The sequence below is a fragment of the Cochleicola gelatinilyticus genome (genome assembly GCF_001637325.1).
GTDB lineage: Bacteria > Bacteroidota > Bacteroidia > Flavobacteriales > Flavobacteriaceae > Cochleicola > Cochleicola gelatinilyticus.
The window spans coordinates 106,358-126,920 of the sequence record NZ_LRXL01000026.1 but is presented as its reverse complement, the minus strand read 5'-3'; the positions used below and the strand labels follow the sequence as shown (position 1 = coordinate 126,920).

At 36.5% G+C, this 20,563-nt stretch carries 19 protein-coding genes; 7 read left to right on the top strand and 12 right to left on the bottom strand.

Annotated features, from left to right (window positions below; all coding sequences use genetic code 11):
* The first annotated feature begins 55 nt into the window (after positions 1-55).
* From ULVI_RS02540 to ULVI_RS02520, 5 genes are all read left to right on the top strand, one after another.
* Positions 56-565: a GNAT family N-acetyltransferase gene (locus ULVI_RS02540; protein ID WP_068589411.1), complete on the top strand. Its 510-nt coding sequence runs from the start codon at positions 56-58 to the stop codon at positions 563-565.
* A gap of 4 nt (positions 566-569) precedes the next feature.
* Positions 570-1,250, top strand: coding sequence for an SDR family NAD(P)-dependent oxidoreductase (locus tag ULVI_RS02535; RefSeq protein ID WP_068589409.1), 681 nt, complete (start codon positions 570-572; stop codon positions 1,248-1,250).
* Between the two features lie 4 nt (positions 1,251-1,254).
* A complete protein-coding gene (locus tag ULVI_RS02530) occupies positions 1,255-1,851 on the top strand; it encodes a SprT-like domain-containing protein (protein WP_068589405.1) in 597 nt (198 codons plus the stop codon).
* Positions 1,852-1,949: 98 nt separating this feature from the next.
* Positions 1,950-3,029 carry a mannose-1-phosphate guanylyltransferase gene (locus ULVI_RS02525; protein ID WP_068589402.1) on the top strand — a complete coding sequence of 360 codons (1,080 nt, stop codon included), beginning with the start codon at positions 1,950-1,952 and terminating at the stop codon, positions 3,027-3,029.
* Positions 3,030-4,469: a DUF389 domain-containing protein gene (locus tag ULVI_RS02520; RefSeq protein WP_068589399.1), complete on the top strand. Its 1,440-nt coding sequence runs from the start codon at positions 3,030-3,032 to the stop codon at positions 4,467-4,469.
* A 77-nt stretch (positions 4,470-4,546) separates the two neighbouring features.
* Here the strand turns inward: ULVI_RS02520 and ULVI_RS02515 are convergent, their stop codons facing one another.
* The 8 genes from ULVI_RS02515 to gcvP all read right to left on the bottom strand — a co-directional run bounded on the left by ULVI_RS02515 (position 4,547) and on the right by gcvP (position 14,440).
* On the bottom strand, positions 4,547-6,160 hold the full coding sequence (locus ULVI_RS02515) for an FG-GAP-like repeat-containing protein (RefSeq protein WP_068589396.1): 1,614 nt from the start codon (positions 6,158-6,160) through the stop codon (positions 4,547-4,549).
* A gap of 73 nt (positions 6,161-6,233) precedes the next feature.
* Positions 6,234-6,998: an ABC transporter ATP-binding protein gene (locus ULVI_RS02510; protein WP_068589393.1), complete on the bottom strand. Its 765-nt coding sequence runs from the start codon at positions 6,996-6,998 to the stop codon at positions 6,234-6,236.
* Positions 6,998-7,735 carry an MlaE family ABC transporter permease gene (locus ULVI_RS02505; protein ID WP_068589391.1) on the bottom strand — a complete coding sequence of 246 codons (738 nt, stop codon included), beginning with the start codon at positions 7,733-7,735 and terminating at the stop codon, positions 6,998-7,000. Before ULVI_RS02505 ends, ULVI_RS02510 begins: the two co-directional genes overlap by 1 nt.
* Positions 7,736-7,805: 70 nt before the next feature.
* Positions 7,806-8,888, bottom strand: coding sequence for an alkaline phosphatase (locus tag ULVI_RS02500; protein WP_157632550.1), 1,083 nt, complete (start codon positions 8,886-8,888; stop codon positions 7,806-7,808).
* 71 nt (positions 8,889-8,959) lie between these two features.
* A complete protein-coding gene (locus ULVI_RS02495) occupies positions 8,960-9,811 on the bottom strand; it encodes a glycosyltransferase (RefSeq protein WP_068589385.1) in 852 nt (283 codons plus the stop codon).
* A complete protein-coding gene (locus tag ULVI_RS02490) occupies positions 9,808-10,332 on the bottom strand; it encodes a methyltransferase domain-containing protein (protein WP_068589381.1) in 525 nt (174 codons plus the stop codon). The genes ULVI_RS02495 and ULVI_RS02490 overlap by 4 nt, the downstream gene beginning before the upstream one ends.
* Before the next feature lie 3 nt (positions 10,333-10,335).
* Positions 10,336-11,394: a 3-oxoacyl-ACP synthase III family protein gene (locus ULVI_RS02485; protein WP_068589379.1), complete on the bottom strand. Its 1,059-nt coding sequence runs from the start codon at positions 11,392-11,394 to the stop codon at positions 10,336-10,338.
* Between the two features lie 196 nt (positions 11,395-11,590).
* Positions 11,591-14,440, bottom strand: coding sequence for an aminomethyl-transferring glycine dehydrogenase (gcvP, locus tag ULVI_RS02480; RefSeq protein ID WP_068589376.1), 2,850 nt, complete (start codon positions 14,438-14,440; stop codon positions 11,591-11,593).
* Between the two features lie 188 nt (positions 14,441-14,628).
* Between gcvP and ULVI_RS02475 the strand changes: the two genes are divergently transcribed.
* Positions 14,629-15,453, top strand: a complete 825-nt coding sequence (locus ULVI_RS02475) for a UbiA prenyltransferase family protein (protein WP_068589373.1) — start codon at positions 14,629-14,631, stop codon at positions 15,451-15,453.
* On the opposite strand, the gene ULVI_RS02470 is transcribed toward ULVI_RS02475, so the two are convergent.
* Positions 15,424-15,672, bottom strand: a complete 249-nt coding sequence (locus ULVI_RS02470; protein WP_068589370.1) for a hypothetical protein — start codon at positions 15,670-15,672, stop codon at positions 15,424-15,426. The two genes, ULVI_RS02475 and ULVI_RS02470, sit on opposite strands and share 30 nt — an antisense overlap.
* A 4-nt stretch (positions 15,673-15,676) precedes the next feature.
* Positions 15,677-16,231: a sigma-70 family RNA polymerase sigma factor gene (locus ULVI_RS02465; protein ID WP_068591314.1), complete on the bottom strand. Its 555-nt coding sequence runs from the start codon at positions 16,229-16,231 to the stop codon at positions 15,677-15,679.
* A 187-nt stretch (positions 16,232-16,418) separates the two neighbouring features.
* On the opposite strand from ULVI_RS02465, the gene ULVI_RS02460 reads away from it, so the two are divergent.
* Complete coding sequence (locus tag ULVI_RS02460; RefSeq protein ID WP_068589367.1) at positions 16,419-17,873, top strand: M20/M25/M40 family metallo-hydrolase; 1,455 nt, start codon at positions 16,419-16,421, stop codon at positions 17,871-17,873.
* A 155-nt stretch (positions 17,874-18,028) separates the two neighbouring features.
* On the opposite strand, the gene ULVI_RS02455 is transcribed toward ULVI_RS02460, so the two are convergent.
* On the bottom strand, positions 18,029-18,463 hold the full coding sequence (locus tag ULVI_RS02455) for a hypothetical protein (RefSeq protein ID WP_068589364.1): 435 nt from the start codon (positions 18,461-18,463) through the stop codon (positions 18,029-18,031).
* Between the two features lie 63 nt (positions 18,464-18,526).
* Complete coding sequence (locus tag ULVI_RS02450) at positions 18,527-20,545, bottom strand: M3 family metallopeptidase (RefSeq protein ID WP_068589361.1); 2,019 nt, start codon at positions 20,543-20,545, stop codon at positions 18,527-18,529.
* Positions 20,546-20,563: the final 18 nt, after the last annotated feature.

Below are 20,563 nucleotides of genomic sequence, written 5' to 3'. Positions count from 1 at the left end.
ATGTCCCGCTGTTCTCTTTTGAAGCAGCGGGTTTTTTTATTACTGAAACTCAATTATGGAATTTAGCACAGAACGTTTACAGATTCGAAAATTGAAACCAGAAGATCGAGATGCATTTTTCGACCTTATGGGGAATCCGAAGGTGATGAATCCAATTCCGTTGCCTGCAATGACTGAAGCTGAAAGTGATGCCAAGATGCAAGAAGTGTTTGAGTTCGATAATTCTAAAAAGGGAAAACAGATACGAGTCGTTACGTTAAAGGAAGAAGACGAATTATTGGGACTCTGCATGCTGCTTACCAACAATGAAGGAGATACCGAATTGGGGTACCGATTTCGGGAATGCTATTGGGGGAAGGGTTATGCAAAGGAAGTGACCGAAGGGATGATTGCCTATTGCTTTAATACGATAGGAGTAGAAAAGGTAACAGCCGATGCTGATATACGAAATGTTGCTTCCTTAAAGATTTTAAACAGGTATCTTAAAGAAATAAAAGATATTTATAAAGACGGAAAGATTGCAGACAAACGATTTGCATTATTTAAAAAAGAGTGGAATAAATAGCGGTATGAAAAACATTATTATTACAGGAACGAGTCGGGGAATTGGTTATAAAATGGTGCAATGTTTCGTAGAAGCAGGACATAAAGTATTAGCACTATCTAGGAATTTAGAACCCGTAGAAAAACTGAAGCTTCAGAACTGCACTTCGATGTCGTGCGATATTTCTAAAGAAAATGATATTGCTATAGTTACAGAGTATATAAAAAATGAATGGGAGCAGGTGGATGTGATCATACATAATTCCGGTTTTTTAATAAATGCCCCGTTTTCAGAAATAAAAATGAGCGATTTTAAAAAAAGCTACGAAGTAAATGTTTTTGGCGTTGCAGCATTAACACAAGCAGTACTTCCATTTATGAACAACGACGGTCATGTAGTAAATATTAGTAGTATGGGCGGCATACAAGGGAGTGTAAAGTTTCCTGGTTTGAGTGCGTATAGCAGTAGTAAAGGAGCCCTTATTACTCTCACCGAGCTGTTAGCAGAAGAATATAAAGAATCTGGTCCATCATTTAATGTGCTAGCCCTTGGCGCCGTGCAAACTGAAATGTTAGAAGAAGCATTCCCTGGATATGAAGCTCCATTAACCGCAGATGAAATGGCACAATATATTATGGATTTCGCCTTAAACGGAGCTAAGTTTTACAACGGAAAAATTTTGCAGGTGTCCAGTTCAACGCCTTAATTATATGACTGAAACGTTAGAAAAATATATCCCTAAGGCTGCGGTGGCACCTGTGTTCGAGTTAATTCGAATACATCATGTACACCTTAAAATTGTTAATGAACGAGTGTCGCGACATGGCGATTACCGAAAGTTACCCGATGGCGCGCATCAAATTACCGTCAATGCCAATTTAAATCAATACCGTTTTCTAATGACATTGGTGCATGAAATTGCGCATTTAGTAGCGTTTCAGAAATACGGTAGGGCGATAAAGCCGCACGGACTCGAATGGAAACGGACCTTTCAAGTGCTTATGTTGCCTTTAATACGACCAGAGATTTTTCCGAATAAAATATTGCCTTTGCTCGCTATTCATTTTAAAAATCCGAAAGCAACAAGCGATACCGATGCTAGATTATCATTGGCTTTAAAACAATTCGATCCACCAAACGATAAAAACTATATATTTGAAATCCCAATGGGAGGCACATTTCGCCTACCCAACGGAAGAATGTTTAAGCGAGGAAATAAAAGAGTAAAAAGATATGAATGTCTTGAAATAGCTTCCGGACGTATTTATTTATTTAATCCGAATGCAGAGGTTGAATTTATTAAGTAACGTGCCTATTTGGCTGCTTTGTAATTTAAAGAAGGATGCTTATATTCGAATACGATAGGTAGATTATAAAATTGTACCCGACTTCTCGGGCAATCGATATGAATAAAAACTATTACGCAGTTATTATGGCAGGAGGAATTGGTTCGCGATTCTGGCCAGTAAGTACCAAAGAGCTTCCTAAGCAGTTTCACGACATGTTGGGTACTGGGCAAACCTTGCTTCAAAAAACGTTTTCTAGATTAAACGCTTTAATGCCTTCAGAAAACATCTACATACTTACCAACGAGCGTTACTTGTCATTAACGTTGCAGCAGTTGCCTGAAATTTCAGAAAAACAAGTGGTATTAGAACCTGCAATGCGAAATACGGCACCTTGTATTTTACTTTCTGCTTTAAAAATTAAGAAAGAAAACCCCGATGCATTAATGCTTGTTGCTCCTAGTGATCATTGGATCGAAGATGAAGCGGCTTTTGCGACAGATGTACAAGCTTGTTTCGATGCAGCACAACGCGATGACCGGTTGGTAACGTTAGGGATCGCACCTACCTTTCCGAATACTGGATATGGATATATTGAGAGTGAAAAAGAGGGACATTCACCTATTAAAAAAGTTCGACAGTTTCGAGAGAAACCTGATTATGAAACAGCAAAACAATTTTTAGCTGAGGGCAATTTTGTGTGGAATGCAGGAATTTTTATTTGGAGTGTAAAAAGTATTATTCGTTCTTTTGAAAAGAATATGCCAATAATGCATGCGCTCTTTTCTGAAGGAAATCCAGTTTATAATACTTCGGAAGAGGCCTCTTTTATTTCTAAAAACTATCCGTTATCTGAAAATATTTCGATCGATTACGGTATTTTAGAAAAAGCAGAAAATGTATATGTGAAACAAGCAACTTTCGACTGGAATGACCTTGGAACCTGGGGAGCATTGCACGATAAACTTTCTAAGGATTCTCACGAGAATGCGGTTGTTCGAGCAATTCCTAATCTAAAAGATGCTCATGGGAATATGATTTATACGGAAACACAGAAACTAGTAGTGGTAGAAGGTATTGATGATTACATTATTGTTGATAAAGAAAATGTGTTGCTTATCTTTCCGAAGAAAAAAGAGCAGGATATAAAAACACTACTAAATGAAGTGGGAACTAAATTTGGTGAAAAATATACATAAATGAGCACACCCGATAGCAATAAAGATATAAAGGTTACGCCCAATGATGAGGAGTTCAATAGTGTAAAATTGAATACTTGGGCGAATATTAAAAAATTTATTTCGGAATTGTTCGATATGAAAACAGACTCCGATCGAGATGCCACGATCGAAGCTGTAAAGAAAGATATTCCGTTTAAAGGACACACAGCTTGGATTCTTATCTTTTCGATCTTTGTTGCTTCTATAGGACTTAATGTGAGTAGTACAGCAGTGGTAATAGGAGCCATGTTAATTTCTCCTTTAATGGGTCCAATTGTAGGTATTGGTCTTTCTGTAGCTATTAACGATGTAGAAACGTTGAGACGGTCTCTTATAAACCTTGGGGTGATGGTCTTTTTAAGTGTACTAACAGCCTTTCTTTACTTTCGCATTTCTCCACTTACCGAAGAAACCCCAGAACTGTTAGCAAGAACCTATCCAACCATTTTAGATGTACTCGTTGCTATTTTTGGAGGATTAGGCTTAATTGTAGCAAAGACAAAAAGTGGTACGATCGCAAGTGTAATATTTGGAGTGGCTATTGCTACCGCTTTAATGCCTCCCTTATGTACGGTAGGATATGGATTAGCAATAGGAAATATGCAATATGCTGGAGGCGCTTTATACCTCTTTTCTATCAATGCAGTTTTTATCGCGTTAGCTACATTTATTGTTTCCAAGTTATTACGTTTTCCGATGGTTCGTTATGCCAATTCTCAGCGACGAAAAAGAATTGCCCAAGTGGCCTCTCTTATCGCTTTGGTGGTTATGGTGCCAAGTATCATTCTTTTTATTAATTTATTGGAAGTTCAAGTATTTGAAAATAAAACTAAAGAATTTATTAGAGATGAATTGACATACGATGGGGCAGAGGTAGTTAAATTTACACAAGATTTTGAAACCAAAAATATTGATATTTATTTTATAGGACAGCCAGTGCCACAATCTGTTTTAGCAGAATGGCGATCGAAACTTAAAGAAACAGCGAAATTAGAAGAAGCAAACCTTAGGATCTATCAAGGAACCGATCAAAGTGGGGCCTTTGCAGAAAAGTTATCAGGAGAAGTAAAAGCTGGAATTTTAGAAGATTTGTACGTTAAGAATGAAAAAACAATTCGAGATAAAGATGACCGGATCGAGTTTCTAGAAAACGAAATAGCAAATTTAACGGTAAAAGATAAAGTGCCTTTTAAAGACCTTTCTGAAGAGCTTCAAATTCAATTTGCAGAAATTAGTTCTTTCGGATATTCAAAAAAGATTGTTACAGATTTCAAGAAAATAGATACCATTCCAGTATTCAGTATTGATTGGAAAAATGGAACCTCAAGAAAACAAAAAGAAGAACATCGTACCAGATTAGAAGCGTGGTTGCGTTACAAGATGAAATTAGATACTCTACAGATTGAGGAGAGACCATAATGTCATTTCCTTTCTAATAATAAAAAAAAAGCCGCTCTGTAATTCACAGAGCGGCTTTTTACACTTTATTATTTTGGTTATTTTTTTATGAATTTGTAATTCACTAATTTGTTTTCAACTTTTAAACGAAGAAAATAAATTCCGCTACTTAAAGATGAAATATTAATATCGTTGTTGCTAGAAATTAATGTACTTCTTACGTGTCTTCCGTTGCTGTCAATAATTGTTACTGGAGTATTAGCAAGTCCTTTTAATGAAAAATTTACTATTTCTACAGCAGGATTTGGATACAGATTGATGCCTTCTCTTTCAAAATCGGTTATGGCTAATGGTGAACTTCCTTCTTCTAAAATATGGTGTGTATTAATTTCAGGACTAAGAAATTCATCTACCATTCCCGATGGCCATCGTACGATGATGCTATCGATGTTTTCACTTTCACCTATTCCGAAGTGAACATTTAGTGAGTTCATGTGACTGAAACCTTGCCCCGAACGTAGTTCTCTTATTTGTATTCCCCATTCTCCATAAATTTCTACTCGCGCTCCAATTCCATTTAGATTACTTTCAACTCCTACTAATCCCATTTTAACCCAATTATTATCATTGCCATTATTGGTGAATAATTGGCCCTGTACTAAAACATCTAAGTGACCATCGTTATTCATATCTGAAATTGCTCCCTCGTCAAAATCAAGATCCATTCCTGTAAATGTCATGTCACCGTTATTAATATATAATTCTTTAGACAGTTCTGAAAAAATATCAACAAAACCATCGTTATTAAAATCTGCTGCTTGATTTTCCCATGCTCCTAAATCGGCTGAGTTTATTCCTGTAGTTTCAATGATATTGGTAAAATTGCCATTTCCATCATTTTCAAAAAAGGTATTGGCTCCATTATGATTTACTATAAACGCATCGAAATCACCATCATTATCAAAATCTTCAAAAACCGTAGCCCAAGAGCGCGCACTATCTTGCAAACCAATAGATAATGCATTTTCTGTAAATACTCCATTGCCGTCGTTGGTATACATTGCATTTTCATTGTGCGGATGTCCCACAGGTTCTCCGCCTTTACATTTAGTGATATACATGTCTTGATCTCCATCATTATCGTAATCTACCCAAATTGCGGCGTAATTCCCTGGAGCCGCAATGGTTTCAATAAGTGTTTGGTCTAACGTCATATTTCCATCCCCGTCATTTCTATAGGGGTGACTTAAAGCGAGATCGTGGCAAACAAAAGCATCAAGATCTCCATCGTTGTCTATATCTGCCATGGTAGAACGTTGCGAAAAAATACCTTCACTAAAAGGAACTTCTGTAAATCCAGTTCCGGTGGATCTGTTCATTACAAAAGAAACAAACGATCCATTTCCGAGAACCATATCGTTAAATCCGTTTTCATCAAGATCACCTGCCGCAATACTCCAGTTAGGTACATTTTGGATGGGCATGTCGTACATTACAGAATTAAAAGTACCATCTTCCTGTTGGTAATCGACAAAAATTCCGTTCTCGCTCACTCGTGCATAATCATCGAGGAAATCACCATTCATATCTACTGCTAATTGTGACCCTACGCCATCGAATTCGCCAAGCTTTGAGCTTTCGTTAGTAAATGAAATTTGAGCAGTGAGTGTAACTGTAACCAATAAAAGGGTAAAAAGGATAGTTTTTTTCATGGTTTATATTTTATAAAAAAGTCTTTAAAAATAGTTATAAAATATGTGATTAACACATAGTTACCTTATGAAATTATCCTTCTTTAAGTTGTACTTCCCTAATTTTTTTGAAAAGGTCTGAACTATATACAAAGTTGGTAACATCTTCATTGTCTGTTTTGAAGATTTCATTTTTGTCTCCTTGCCATGCAAGTGTGCCATTTTTAAGGAGGACTACTTTCTCACCTATTTCCATAACCGAGTTCATATCGTGAGTTACAACTACTGTTGTAATGTCATTTTCATGAGTAATTTCTTGAATCAAGTTATCGATAAGTGTAGCTGTTTTAGGATCTAGCCCAGAGTTGGGCTCATCACAGAAGAGGTATTTTGGTTTGTTTACTATAGCTCGAGCAATAGAAACTCTTTTCTGCATTCCACCAGAAATTTCTGCAGGATATTTTTTATTTACATTGTTAAGATCGACACGCGACAAAACTTCATTAACGCGACCAAGCATCTCACTCTTCTTTTGCTTAGTAAACATACGAAGTGGAAACATTACGTTCTCTTCAATAGTCATCGAATCGAACAGGGCTCCACCTTGAAAAAGCATCCCTATTTCCTCTCTAAGATCCCGTTGCTGGTCGTCATCCATATCTTGTATGGCATTTTCTTCATAGTATATTCGACCTTCTTCAGGCTTAAATAGCCCAATAAGACATTTCAATAATACAGACTTACCACTACCACTCTGCCCAATGATAAGGTTGGTTTTTCCTTTTTCGAAGGTGGTAGTAATTCCTTTTAAAATTTCCTCCTCACCAAAACGCTTTTTTACATTTTCTACTTTTATCATTAGCTTAAGAGTAGTTGAGTTATTATATAGTTAGTGAGGATAATAAGTACACTTGTCCAAACAAAAGAGTTTGTACTGGCACGACCTACCTCTAAAGCTCCACCTTTCATGTAATATCCCTGCCAAGAGGGAACCGTAGCTAGTATAAAAGCAAATAAAAAGGTTTTTATAAAGGCATAAGTTAGATGAAACGGATCGAAATCGTCCTGTAATCCTTGAATAAATTGTTCTGCAGAAGAAAAACCACCATATACACTCGCCATCCATCCACCTAAAATACCTAGAAACATTGCAATGGTTATAAGCAATGGGTATAACATGAGTGCCACAATTTTTGGTAACACCAAATAGTTCAGTGAATTAATCCCCATTACTTCGAGTGCGTCTATTTGTTCGGTAACGCGCATAGAACCAATGCTCGATGTGATAAACGACCCAACCTTTCCTGCCATGATAATAGACATAAATGTTGGTGCAAATTCAAGGATGATCGATTGCCGCGTGGCGAAACCAATAAGTGATTTTGGAATCAACGGATTATTAACATTTAACGCTGTTTGAATAGCAATAACACCTCCAACAAAGAAGGAGATAAATGCGACAATACCTAAAGAGTTAATGATTAGATCGTTAATTTCTTTAAATATAAGTTCTTTTAAAACAGAAGCTTTTGTCGGACTGCTAAAAACCTTCCGAAGCATTAAAAAATAGGAGCCAATATCCTCAAGATATTTCATAAACGTTCGATTAATGCGAAGATAACAAATGTAGCGGTTTGTTTTGGGAAAGCTTGCTTCATTCGATTCATTATTTGTTTAAAAGCAGCATCATTTTATCATAAATTGCTGTGTTCTCATAAATTCCACCAAATAATGATGCACCGGGACCTTCTGCGAATACTGGAACCATGGTGCCTGAATGTCCTCCAGTTGAAAAAACAGGGTCTAACTTATTGTAATCTCCTCCTTTAGTCGCTAAAGTGAATCCGCCAGTTTCATGATCGGCAGTTACAATTACCAATGTTTCACCATTTTTTTTAGCAAAATCGAGTGCTACAGCAAGTGTTTCATCAAAATCTAATAATTCAGAGATTAAATAATCAGCATCATTGGAGTGACCACCCCAATCTATTTGAGAACCTTCTGCCATTAAAAAGAACCCTTTTTTGTTTTTCGAAAGGTGTTTTAAGGCTAATGCGGTAGCTTTTGGTAGAAAATCACCACGGTTGTCCACCATTTTCGGCATGCCATCTTCCGCTAATAGAATAGCTTGCTTTTTACCATTTAATGTAGTAGGAAGTTTATCGGTATGGATTTCAAAATCTTTTGCTTTTAGTTCTGCAATTAAATCTCTACCATCTTCACGCTGATTAAAATACTTTAAGCCTCCTCCTGCGAAAAAATCAACTTCAGAATTTGGCATAAACGAAGCAATTTCATCATACAAGCGTCTGGATTTTACATGCGCGAAAAAACTTGCGGGTGTTGCATGCACAATAGAAGATGTGGCCACTAGCCCAGTTGAAATTCCTTTTCGTGAAAGTTTTTCAACAATGGTTTCAATAGCCAAAGTATCTTTATCTACTCCAATAGCTCCATTATACGATTTCTTCCCAGTTGAAAAAGCAGTAGCCCCCGCAGCAGAGTCGGTTACCAAATGGCTGGAAGCTGATGTTTTACTTAATCCAATTGTTGAAAAACGCTCAAAATTTGGCACCCCTTTTTTGTAGTAAATAGCGGCAGATACTTCACTTAAGCCCATGCCGTCACCCACAAGAAGGATGATGTTTTTAGGTTTTTTTCCAGTATAATTGTCTTTTTTGGTTTGAGCAATTCCAGACGAAACTGCAAAACATAATATGAAGAGAATAATTAAAGGGCTTCGTTTCATTTTAGTCATTATTAGGGAATATCAAAAATACATATAAACTAAAAAAAACAACGTTAAGATGAGATTATATCCTATAAAAAGAGTTTGTTCTTAATTGTTTGCCATCGCACCTTTCTAATGTATTTTCCTTCTTCGGAAGTAACCGAATAGGCTGTTTGATTTCTACTAGAGTGAATAAAGCCTTGTACACAATATATAAAGTACGAAACACTTTTTTTTTGAAACCCAAGTTTTGCAGAGGCAATGAATGCTAGCCAGAATCCATAACGCATTCGGTAAAAAGCCTCTCCTTGTTTGTATTTAGCAGCTTGGGTGTAAACATGCCCTGTAGGTTTTAAATGTTTTACATGAAGCGATTTTAGCGTAGCGATTTCCCACTCGTGGTAGGTGGCTAATAATCCATCGATCGTATCCCAACCAATGGTTTTTTTTAAGCCTCCAATAGCTTCAAAACATTTGTTGCGGTATAATTTTATAGGCCCTCTTACTTTCGTTTTTTCTGAAATATTTTCATATTCCCATTTTAGTGTTTTCTTAATGTACAAGTTTCCTCCAGCAATGCCTAAAGAATCATTCGCTTTAAAAAGCTTCAGAAGCTCTTCAAAATATTGCTTTGGAAGTACAATGTCGGCATCAAATTTCCCGATAAGGTCAAAGTCTTTGTCCAATGTGTTGAAACCAAAATAAAATGCTTCAACTACTTTACTTCCTGGTGCATGTTTCGCTTCCGAAGAATATTGAATCGATTTAATAAAGGGGTGCTTTTCTGAAAATGAATCTATAATTTGTTGTGTGTTATCTGTAGAGTTGTCATTTACTACGAGTAATTTCGTGGGGCGAATTGTTTGCGCAACAAACGACTGAAGCGTTTTTCCTATATAAGCGGCTTCATTGTGCGCAGGTATGACGATGTAAAAGATCATTTTTTTCGTTCAGCGTACACTAAATAATAGCGGGGTGTAAATCGTCTAAGAATGGGGCGAATTCCAATTTTTTTTATTGGATTTGTAAATTTTATTCTTTTTTTAACCTGCCATCCTGCCTTTTCCAGTAACCAGTCAAATTGCCAATCTTCAAATTCATGGTAGTGGCGATCCCAAGGGTCTGTCTTGCTTTTATATGCCGAAGCAAACCATAATTTTAAAGGAACCGAAGCCACTAGTTTAGTTGCTTTAATGTCGTTTAATACATTAAATGGAGATACCAAATGTTCGAAAATTTCGAAGGCGGTTACTGCATCGAACTCAGAATTCGTTACTGCTGAAGTATCTAGGTCGAGGTCTTCCCCCGAGGTATTGGTAATATTGAAATTATTATCTTGAAGAATTTCTGAAAAAGGATTGGAAACTCCAAGATCTAGTATTGAGTCATTTTTAGAAAGGACTTGTTTTACAAAGTCGAGTGTAATAGCATACCTTTTGTGGGGATATTTGCCTTCATACATAATTTAAACTCTGTAAGCAATGGCGTTAATATTCATACCTGCGCCTACGCTAGCAAACATTACGATATCTCCTGGGTTTACTTCATGACCATTCATTTTTCCTTTCGATATAAGATCGTAAAGTGTAGGCACCGTGGCAACACTAGAATTGCCAAGTTTATTTATGGTCATAGGCATAATGCCGTCGGGCGGGGTGCTGTTATATAATTTATAGAACCTCTTTACGATGGCTTCATCCATTTTTTCGTTGGCTTGGTGTATAAAAATCTTTTTAAGATCTTTAATGTCATTTCCACTTTGGTCCAGGCATTTTTTCATGGCATCGGGAACGTGATTTAGTGCAAATTCGTAAATTTTTCGGCCATACATTTTTATGTACTTCCTAGTGTCACTTAACTCTTGGTTATATGATTCGCCAAAATAGATAAAGTGGGCTTCGTCGATAGCATGTGTAGCACTAACATGATTTATAATACCCCTATCTCCTTCTTTGTATTCTAATACTGCCGCACCTGCGCCATCACTATAGATCATCGAATCCCGATCGTGCTGATCGACCACGCGTGATAAAGCTTCGGCGCCAATTACGAGACATTTTTTTGCGAGTCCGGCTTTAATAAATGCATTAGCTTGTATCACACTTTCATTCCAACCTGGGCAACCAAAGAGCATATCGTATGCTACACACGACGGATTACTAATTTTAAGATTGTGTTTTACTCTAGAACCAATACTTGGTACCGTGTCACTTTGAACAGAACCGTGTTTTACATCCCCATAATTATGGGCAACAATAATATAATCAAGTTCTTCTTTATCTATTCCAGCATCTGCTATGGCTTCTTCGGCTGCATACGTGGCAATGTCCGATGTGGTAAGTTCGTCTTTTATATAACGTCTTTCAGAGATTCCTGTTATGGCTTTAAATTTTTTAATAATGACATCGTTTTCATGCCCAAATCTAGAACCGTCTAAATTAAAGAATTCATGATTTTCAAATTGATTATTTGGTGCTATTCCACTTGGAATAAAGCTTCCGATTCCTGTTATGGTAACGCTCATTAGGGAAAAAATTTAGGGGTAAAAATACGTAATTTGAAGAAGGTAGCAAGGATATCTGTACTGAAAAAACAGCTATTTTAAAGATGTTTAAAGATTTGCCTTGAATTTTATCGAATAGTGAAAATATACTCTTAAAATTATGATGTTATTAAAATACCATTGTGCTTTCTAACGTAGAAAACACAATGGTGTTTAATTATGCTTCCATATATGCTTCAATTGGAGCACAGGTACAAATTAAATTTCGATCTCCATATGCATCGTCGACACGACGAACTGAAGGCCAAAATTTATTTTCTGAAATATAAGGTAATGGGAAAGCCGCTTTTTGTCTAGAGTAAGGAAGCTTCCAATCTTCTGTTGTAAGCATTTCTAACGTATGAGGTGCATTCTTTAATACATTGTTTGGTTCCTCTTTATCGGTAGCATCAATTTCTTTCCGAATGGAGATCATAGCATCACAAAAACGATCGATTTCTGCTTTGCTTTCACTTTCGGTAGGTTCAATCATCATAGTCCCATTTACTGGAAACGAAACAGTTGGTGCATGAAATCCATAATCCATTAAACGCTTTGCAATATCTACCACTTCAATACCATTTTGCTTAAACGGACGGCAATCGATAATCATTTCATGAGCGGCACGTCCCCGTTCTCCAGTGTATAAAACCTCAAAGCTTCCTCGAAGCCTTTCTTTGATATAATTGGCATTTAAAATTGCATATTGTGTAGACTTTTTTAGCCCTGGTTCTCCCAACATTGTGATATATGCATATGAAATTAGGCAAGCTAACGAACTACCCCAAGGTGCTGCCGATATAGCTGTAATTGCATCTTTTCCTCCAGTCTTAATAATAGGGTTAGACGGTAAAAATGGAACTAATTGCGTAGCAACACATATTGGACCTACTCCTGGACCACCACCACCATGTGGAATAGCAAAGGTTTTATGTAAGTTTAAGTGACAAACATCAGCACCTATAGCTCCTGGATTGGTAAGTGCAACTTGTGCATTCATATTGGCGCCATCCATATATACCTGTCCGCCATTTTCATGAATAATTCCTGTTATTTCTTTAATAGCAGATTCGTAAACTCCATGGGTGGAAGGATAGGTAACCATTAAAGCCGCCAAATTATCCTTGTGTTTAAGTGCTTTCTCACGAAGATCTTCAACATCTATATTTCCATTCTCACTGGCCTTCGTAACAACTACCTTCATTCCAGCCATTACCGCACTCGCAGGATTAGTACCGTGAGCAGAACTTGGAATTAAACAAATATTACGATGATTATCGCCTCTCGATTGGTGATAAGCACGGATTACCATAAGTCCAGCATATTCTCCTTGTGCTCCAGAGTTTGGTTGTAGTGATGTACCCGCAAATCCTGTGATCTCCGTAAGCTGGTCTTCTAATTTTTTTAATACTTTTTGATATCCTTCAGCTTGTTCTGTAGGTACAAATGGGTGTACATTCCCCCATTGTGGATCACTCAAAGGAAGCATTTCTGCAGCTGCATTAAGTTTCATGGTACACGATCCTAAAGAGATCATAGAATGGTTTAGCGAAAGATCTTTGCGTTCTAATTTTTTAATATAGCGCATTAATTCGGTTTCGCTATGATAGGTGTTAAAAACGTCGTTGGTAAGGAACTCGGTTTTGCGAGCTACCTCTTTCGGAATTTTATTTCCAGTAAGTAATTTTGTAATTTTTATCGTTTCTTTTTTTACACCTTCTGCAAAAATAGAAACGATTTTATTAATGTCTTTTAGTGTTGTAGTTTCATTGATCGAGATAGATACCGTTTCTTCATCTGGATAATAAAAATTAACCTCTTTCGCTTCAGCTAAAAATTTAATTTTGGTCGCATCGGTTTTAATTGCGATCGTATCAAAATACGTGTCATTTGCTTGATAAAATCCTAATTTTTCAAGAGTGTCTGCTAGTGTTGCAGCAGTATTGTGTACTTTATCGGCAATGTATTCAAGTCCTTTAGGCCCATGATACACCGCATACATTCCAGCCATTACTGCTAATAAGACTTGTGCAGTACAAATATTAGAAGTTGCTTTGTCTCTCTTAATATGTTGTTCTCGGGTTTGTAATGCCATACGCAGCGCCCGATTGTTATCCATGTCTTTAGTTACTCCAATAATACGACCTGGAATACTTCTTTTATACGCTTCTTTCGTTGCAAAATATGCAGCATGGGGTCCACCATACCCTAAAGGAATTCCAAAACGTTGGGTGGTTCCAACAACTACATCCACCCCAAAATTACCAGGAGATTCTAATTTAACCAGACTTAAAATATCTGCTGCAACTGCAACTTTTATTTGTGCTTTTTTCGCTTTTTCAATAAAGGCAGTGTAATCATGTACTTTTCCAGTTTTTCCTGGATATTGAAGCATAATTCCGAAATAACCTTCAGAGAAATCAAATTCATCTGTATTTCCTACTACAATTTCAATCCCTAGCGGTTCCGATCTTGTTTGAAGCAACGCAAGGTTTTGCGGAAGTATTTCTTCAGAAACAAAAAATTTGGACGCATTGTTTTTCTTTTGCTCGCGTTCCCGCACATTAAATAAAAGCGACATAGCTTCGGCAACTGCAGTAGCTTCGTCTAATAACGATGCGTTAGCAAGTTCCATCCCAGTGAGGTCGGTTACCATGGTCTGATAATTAAGTAATGCCTCTAAACGGCCTTGAGCAATTTCCGCCTGATATGGAGTGTAAGCGGTATACCAGCCTGGATTCTCTAAGATATTACGTTGAATGACCGGAGGTAAAATAGCTTGATGATACCCTAGACCAATATAGGTTTTAAATACTTTGTTCTTAGAAGACAATTCTGTTATATGCTCTAGATATTCTTGCTCACTCATCGCAGTATCTAACGTGAGATCTTCTTTAAGGCGAATATCGTTAGGAATCGTTTCGTAAATTAATTGATCCATAGAATCAACTCCAACAACGGAAAGCATTTCTGAAAGGTCACTTCTACGCGGACCAATATGTCTAAGGGCAAAAGAATCTGTATTCATAGGTATAACTGTAAAACGGGAAAATTTTAATTGTCAATATACTTTAATGAAACCTCATTTTTAAATTCGGCTTAATATTGCGCAAAACTACATATTTAAAGCGTTACAACTTCATATTTTAACGTATGTCACCGAAGAACTTTTCAACTAAAACGGGAGGTTACTAACATAAAAACTACTTTTGTTCTATGAAGCTGTTTAAAGGGCTATTTAATTTTTATCTCAATAGTAGTATTCACGTCGCTTTAGCCATATGTTCGCTAGTAGCTATAACCGTTATAGAATATAATTTAAACTTAGAATATGCCGTATTAGGTTTTATTTTCTTCGGAAGCATCACTGGTTATAACTTTGTAAAATACGCAGCCGTAGCAGGGTTGCATCACAGAACTTTAGCTGCGTCTTTAAAAACCATTCAAGTGTTTTCATTTATTGCCTTCGGATTGATGTTGATGTGTATGTCACAATTATCGATTAAAACATTACTTGTGGCTGTGGTCTTCGGAATGGTTACATTTTTATATGCGGTCCCACTTCTGAAGCGTAAAAACTTAAGAACTTTTGGAGGAATAAAAATTTTGGTTGTTGCCTTAGTATGGGCGGGTGTCACTGTGTTTGTTCCTATGATAGCAGATAATATGAGGTTAGAGACCGATTGTTGGATTACTTTCTTTCAACGAATTCTTATTGTAATTGTATTACTACTTCCTTTCGAAATAAGAGACCTACAATTCGATTCTATTGTATTAAAAACATTTCCGCAGCAGTTGGGCGTGAAAAACACGAAGTTTGTTGGTGTTGTGCTTTTAGGGATTATTTTGCTGCTTTACGGTTTCAAAGATGAAATATCATGGTTCTTTTTTACGCCACTATGCATTGCGTGTTTGTGTATGGCTGTAGCGTTGCTGTTTGCAAAAGAAAAACAGTCGCCATACTTCTCATCATTCTGGGTGGAGGGGATTCCAATTATTTGGTTTGTTATTTTACTCGGGTTTAGACATTTCTTTTTGTAAACGTTCTTTAATGTCTCTTTTGTACGAATCTGGTAATGTTTGAATATTTGATTTTTTAAAAGCTCTTGTTAATTTCATGTTGCGAGCCGTATACTTTCTGCACGCTGCACAATAAATAAGATGAAAATTAAGCTTGATAATTTCCCAAAACGAAGCCTCTTTGTACTGATTCTTATCACAGGAGTGATTGGCCTCTTCACATTTAATAAATAGATTCATTGCATTAATTTAACCAGGTTTTTTCCATGCATTCGGCCATAGATTTTCGTGCCCGATGAATGATGACCCACAAGTTAGACGGAGTGATATTAAATTCATTACAAATCGCTTCCGTATCAAAATCATCGATTGTTTTCATTTTAAAAATAGCCGCCTGTTTGTCGTTTAATTTTTCAAGACAATTCATGATCGCTAGTCCTAATTCCTCATTTTCCATGTTATCTTCCGCAGTTTTGTCGAAAGGATCACGAACACGTTCTTCGAGCCATTCTCCTTCAGCATCTTGATCGTTATAGTCGATGTGTACTTCTGCTTTTCCTTTTTTCGAATTCTTTTTTCGGTAATGGTCTATAATTTTTCTTTTAAGAATTGCGATAAGCCACGTGCGCTCACTTGCTTCTCCCTTAAAATTTTTCTTAGATTTTAATCCTGCGAAAAAAGTTTCAGAAATAAGGTCTTGTGCAACTTCATGATCGTTAACTCGCACAATGGTATAATTGTATAGATAATCGGAATACCGATCTACCCATACTTCAGGATTTAATTTTTCTTTTGGCATCATAGTTTGCTCATAGCACTTCAAAAATAACAAAGTTTGTGCTAGTGTACCTTATTTTAACGGAATGATAATTAATTTATAGAAAAATAACTGTAGAATTTTAAGTGTCGGTAATAAATTAACATGCTTTATTCTTCAACATATAGTAATTAGACTAATTTTAGATCCGTAAAAAATTACAATTGTTATGAAAATTAAATTACTACCCGTATTTCTAATGCTTTTTTTGTCTTTTGGAATATCGGCTCAAGAAACTACTTCTTTCTATGCGACAATGAGTTTAAGCGACGCTGAAAATTTTAAAAAAGAGTATCCTGATGAAATTGAGATTATTGCTCAAAAGCGCAATGAAGCAGCTGTGTATTTATCTTCCGAAGCAACGCACCTTATCCATGAACGTGTTTTGGTACATGGTCCTGGCTATATTTTTAAAGCTTCACGAGAAGATGCGATTCGGGATTTAGAACCTATGGAACCAGCGACCGAGTTTAATTTAATGAATTATACAATTACAGAAGATGCCATTGTAAATTCTACTCTTAACTTAATAAATACACAAAATATTGAAGATCATATTTTAGAATTGGTTGCTTATGGAACTCGATACCATAATCGTCCATCTGCGACACAATCAGCGATAGATCTTAAAGCTAAATGGGAGGCTATGGCGGCTGCTTATAATCGAACAGATGTTTCGGTTCGACTTTACGATCACGTAAACACTGGGATGCCTTCTGTTATATTAACTATTCAAGGAGCCGTAACTCCCGAGGAATTTGTAGTTGTGGGAGGACATTTAGATTCTACCGCTTTTCCTTCTTTCGATAATGCTCCAGGAGCAGATGATGACGCCTCTGGTATTGCAACAATGACAGAAGCAGTACGCGCAATTTTCGAATATGGATTTACTCCAGACAGAACCATAGAAATGATGGCGTATGCCGCTGAAGAAATAGGTTTAGTGGGGTCTGCCGAGATCGCACAACAGTATAATAATGATGGGGTAAATGTAATTTCTGCCGTTCAGTTTGATATGACCAACTTTAATGGATCGGCTAACGACATTGTTTTTATTACAGATGATTTTTCAACAGATCAAGATTTAACCAACTTTTTAATGGAACTTATCGATCATTACAATTCCACAGGAGACCATGTATTTACATATGGGACTTCGCTGTGTAATTATGGATGCTCAGACCATGCAAGCTGGACGAATGCAGGTTATCCTGCGGCCTTTCCTTTCGAAGCTACTTTCGATCAGAGTAATGATGAGATTCATAGTGCTAACGATGTGTTTAGTGTTTCTGGTGATGCGGTACATGCCACCAAATTCGCAAAACTGTGTGTAGAATATTTAATTGAAACTGCAAAAGGTGAAAGTGTACTTTCTATTCCAGAAGTAGTAGCCGAAAATTTTGAGTTTTCAGTTGTAAATCAAAATTTAATGTACCGTTCTTTAAATGGTAATAATCTAGAAGGTATTACGATTTATGATGCTTTAGGGAAACAAGTTAAGCAAGTAGTTATCACAGAAAATAATGGCGTTATTGCTTTAAACAATCTTTCAGATGGGGTGTATATTGCTTCGGTACAAGTAACAGGTAAAGGAGCTGTAACCAAAAAATTTATTCTAAAATAAATAACAGAATTAAAAACAAAAAAGAGCTTACAGCATTAATGTTGTAAGCTCTTTTTTGTTTTCTATAATGAGAAACTTTTTTAGTGTAGGATAGTTTTATGCAAATTTTTTTTAAACAAAATAAAATAACTCATTACTGCTATGTTGATTAACATTTATAATAACGAGATTAAATTTTGAGTAAATATTAAAGAGAATACTACAGCAAACAACACGAACAAAGCATTCATGCCAAAGCCACCCCATTTAAAAATAAATTTCTTCGGAATATCATACATAGGATAGTATGCGATTTGAGTAGCGACTTTTCCCACCCAATATGCAGCGATTAAACCCGTAATTGCTAAGGCAAGGGGGCTTCCGTTTTTTAGATCTGAAGCCAAGCAGATAGCTATAAGTCCAAAAGAAAAATTTAAACCTTGAATGTATCTCCCATAAGTTTTGGCAATTTCTTGATTGAGCGGTTTTAATTTTTTGACATCGTTATACCAATCAAAAACCTTGTGACGAATGTATGGATATACCAACGCGGTAAAAATCTGTCCGGCCCCTGCAATTATAATTAGCCAATTAGGAATATCGATTCTCATTGTTTTCAATTTAAACCTGTAAGATAATCGAAAGTTTATTTTTTCACACTACTTAGTAGAGTATTACAAAAGACCTGCTCGTTTTAGTAATGCATCTGGATTGGGTTTTTGTCCTCGGAATTTTACATACAGTTCCATAGGGTCTTGAGTTCCACCTTGTGATAGTATGTACTCTTTAAACTTGTTGGCAACTTTTTTGTTAAAAATTCCTTCTTCCTTAAAATAGGCAAAAGCATCTGCGTCGAGAACTTCTGCCCACTTATAGCTATAATAACCAGCAGAATATCCTCCTTGAAAAATATGAGCGAATGAGGTGCTCATACAATTCTCTGGCACATCGGGATACAATTTTGTTAATGCGAAAGCTCCTTTTTCATACGCTTTTACATCGGTAATTTCTCCAGGGTCTTTGCTGTGCCACGCCATATCGAGCATTCCAAAACTTAATTGGCGTAACGTCTGCATGCCTTCATGAAATGTAGAAGAAGCTTTTATTTTTTCTACATATTCCATCGGAATTACTTCCCCCGTTTTATAATGTGTGGCGAATAATTCTAACGTTTCTTTTTCATAACACCAGTTCTCTAAAATCTGACTCGGCAATTCTACAAAATCCCAGTATACACTCGTTCCCGATAAGCCTTTGTACGTGGTATTTGCGAGCATCCCGTGTAAAGCATGTCCAAATTCATGAAATAAGGTGGTAACTTCATTAAAAGTAAGTAGCGACGGCTTACTGGCTGTAGGTTTAGTAAAATTACAAACTATAGAAACATGAGGACGCTCATTTACTCCGTCTTTTATTTGTTGAGGTTTATAAGAAGTCATCCATGCACCCCCTCGTTTTCCAGCTCTAGGATGGAAATCGGCATAGAAAATTGCCACTAATTCCCCATCGGCATCGTTTACGCGGTACGTTTTAACATCGGGGTGATACGTATCGATAGCTGTGACTTGCTCGAATTGAAGTCCGTATAATTTTTGTGCAACCGTAAAAACCCCGTCAATTACTTTCTGAAGCTCAAAATAAGGTTTTAGCTTTTCGTCATCTAAATTAAAGCGTTGTTGTTTTAATTTTTCAGCGTAATAAGCACCATCCCATTTCTGAAGCACTTCAATCCCGTCCATTTCTTTAGCAAAAGCTTGTAATTCTTTAAATTCTTCTTCTGCGGCAGGCTTTGCTTTTTTTAGTAACTCCTGTAGAAAATCCTGTACTTTTTTAGGCGTTTCTGCCATTCGTTCTTCTAATACAAAATGGGCATGGGATGCATAACTGAGTAATTTTGCTCGTTGGTGACGTAATTCCGCAATTCGTAATACATTTTGTTGATTGTCTAGCTTGTCGTTATGAAATGCTTTAGCGCCAAACGCAATCGATAATTGTTTTCGAAGTTCCCGATTTTTAGCATATTTCATAAACGGAATGTAGCTTGGGTAATCGAGTGTAAAAACCCAACCTTCTTTATTTTTTTCTTCCGCTGTTTGTGCGGCAGCTTCTTTCGCACCTTCTGGAAGTCCATCTAGCAAGGACTCATCGGTGAGGTGCATTTCAAAAATATTGGTTTCTTTTAAAATATTTTCACCAAAAGTTAATTTTAATCGAGAAAGATCGCTGTCGATTTTGCGAAGTTTTTCTTTTTTTTCTTCGGAAAGATTGGCGCCATTTCTTGAAAAACCTTTGTACTGTTTTTCTAAAAGCATCTGTTGTTCAGCATTCAGATTCAGATTTTCTCGGTCGTTATAAACGTGTTGTACTTTTTCAAATAACGCTACATTTAAAAGCAGATCATTTTGAAAGTCTGAAAGTAGTGGAGAAACCTCTTGAGCAATTTGTTGCAATTCATCGTTAGTTTCAGCACTGTTTAGATTAAAGAAAATACTAGTAGCACGATCTAATTGCAAACCTGTATTTTCTAAAGCTTCCACCGTATTTTCGAAGGTAGGTGCTTCAGTATTTTGAACAATAGCATCAATCTCTTGTTTTGTGGCTTCAATAAGAGATTTTATCCCTGGTAAATAATGCTCGTTTTTCAATATTGAAAAGGGAGCCGTATCAAATTGTTCTAATAAGGGGTTTTCCATAATATGTTTTTTGGGTAA

Coding starts and splice junctions, on each gene's coding strand:
- ULVI_RS02540 (WP_068589411.1), top strand. CDS start 56: ATGGAATTTAGCACAGAACGTTTACAGATTCGAAAATTGAAACCAGAA.
- ULVI_RS02535 (WP_068589409.1), top strand. CDS start 570: ATGAAAAACATTATTATTACAGGAACGAGTCGGGGAATTGGTTATAAA.
- ULVI_RS02530 (WP_068589405.1), top strand. CDS start 1,255: ATGACTGAAACGTTAGAAAAATATATCCCTAAGGCTGCGGTGGCACCT.
- ULVI_RS02525 (WP_068589402.1), top strand. CDS start 1,950: ATGAATAAAAACTATTACGCAGTTATTATGGCAGGAGGAATTGGTTCG.
- ULVI_RS02520 (WP_068589399.1), top strand. CDS start 3,030: ATGAGCACACCCGATAGCAATAAAGATATAAAGGTTACGCCCAATGAT.
- ULVI_RS02515 (WP_068589396.1), bottom strand. CDS start 6,160: ATGAAAAAAACTATCCTTTTTACCCTTTTATTGGTTACAGTTACACTC.
- ULVI_RS02510 (WP_068589393.1), bottom strand. CDS start 6,998: ATGATAAAAGTAGAAAATGTAAAAAAGCGTTTTGGTGAGGAGGAAATT.
- ULVI_RS02505 (WP_068589391.1), bottom strand. CDS start 7,735: ATGAAATATCTTGAGGATATTGGCTCCTATTTTTTAATGCTTCGGAAG.
- ULVI_RS02500 (WP_157632550.1), bottom strand. CDS start 8,888: ATGAAACGAAGCCCTTTAATTATTCTCTTCATATTATGTTTTGCAGTT.
- ULVI_RS02495 (WP_068589385.1), bottom strand. CDS start 9,811: ATGATCTTTTACATCGTCATACCTGCGCACAATGAAGCCGCTTATATA.
- ULVI_RS02490 (WP_068589381.1), bottom strand. CDS start 10,332: ATGTATGAAGGCAAATATCCCCACAAAAGGTATGCTATTACACTCGAC.
- ULVI_RS02485 (WP_068589379.1), bottom strand. CDS start 11,394: ATGAGCGTTACCATAACAGGAATCGGAAGCTTTATTCCAAGTGGAATA.
- gcvP (WP_068589376.1), bottom strand. CDS start 14,440: ATGAATACAGATTCTTTTGCCCTTAGACATATTGGTCCGCGTAGAAGT.
- ULVI_RS02475 (WP_068589373.1), top strand. CDS start 14,629: ATGAAGCTGTTTAAAGGGCTATTTAATTTTTATCTCAATAGTAGTATT.
- ULVI_RS02470 (WP_068589370.1), bottom strand. CDS start 15,672: ATGAATCTATTTATTAAATGTGAAGAGGCCAATCACTCCTGTGATAAG.
- ULVI_RS02465 (WP_068591314.1), bottom strand. CDS start 16,231: ATGCCAAAAGAAAAATTAAATCCTGAAGTATGGGTAGATCGGTATTCC.
- ULVI_RS02460 (WP_068589367.1), top strand. CDS start 16,419: ATGAAAATTAAATTACTACCCGTATTTCTAATGCTTTTTTTGTCTTTT.
- ULVI_RS02455 (WP_068589364.1), bottom strand. CDS start 18,463: ATGAGAATCGATATTCCTAATTGGCTAATTATAATTGCAGGGGCCGGA.
- ULVI_RS02450 (WP_068589361.1), bottom strand. CDS start 20,545: ATGGAAAACCCCTTATTAGAACAATTTGATACGGCTCCCTTTTCAATA.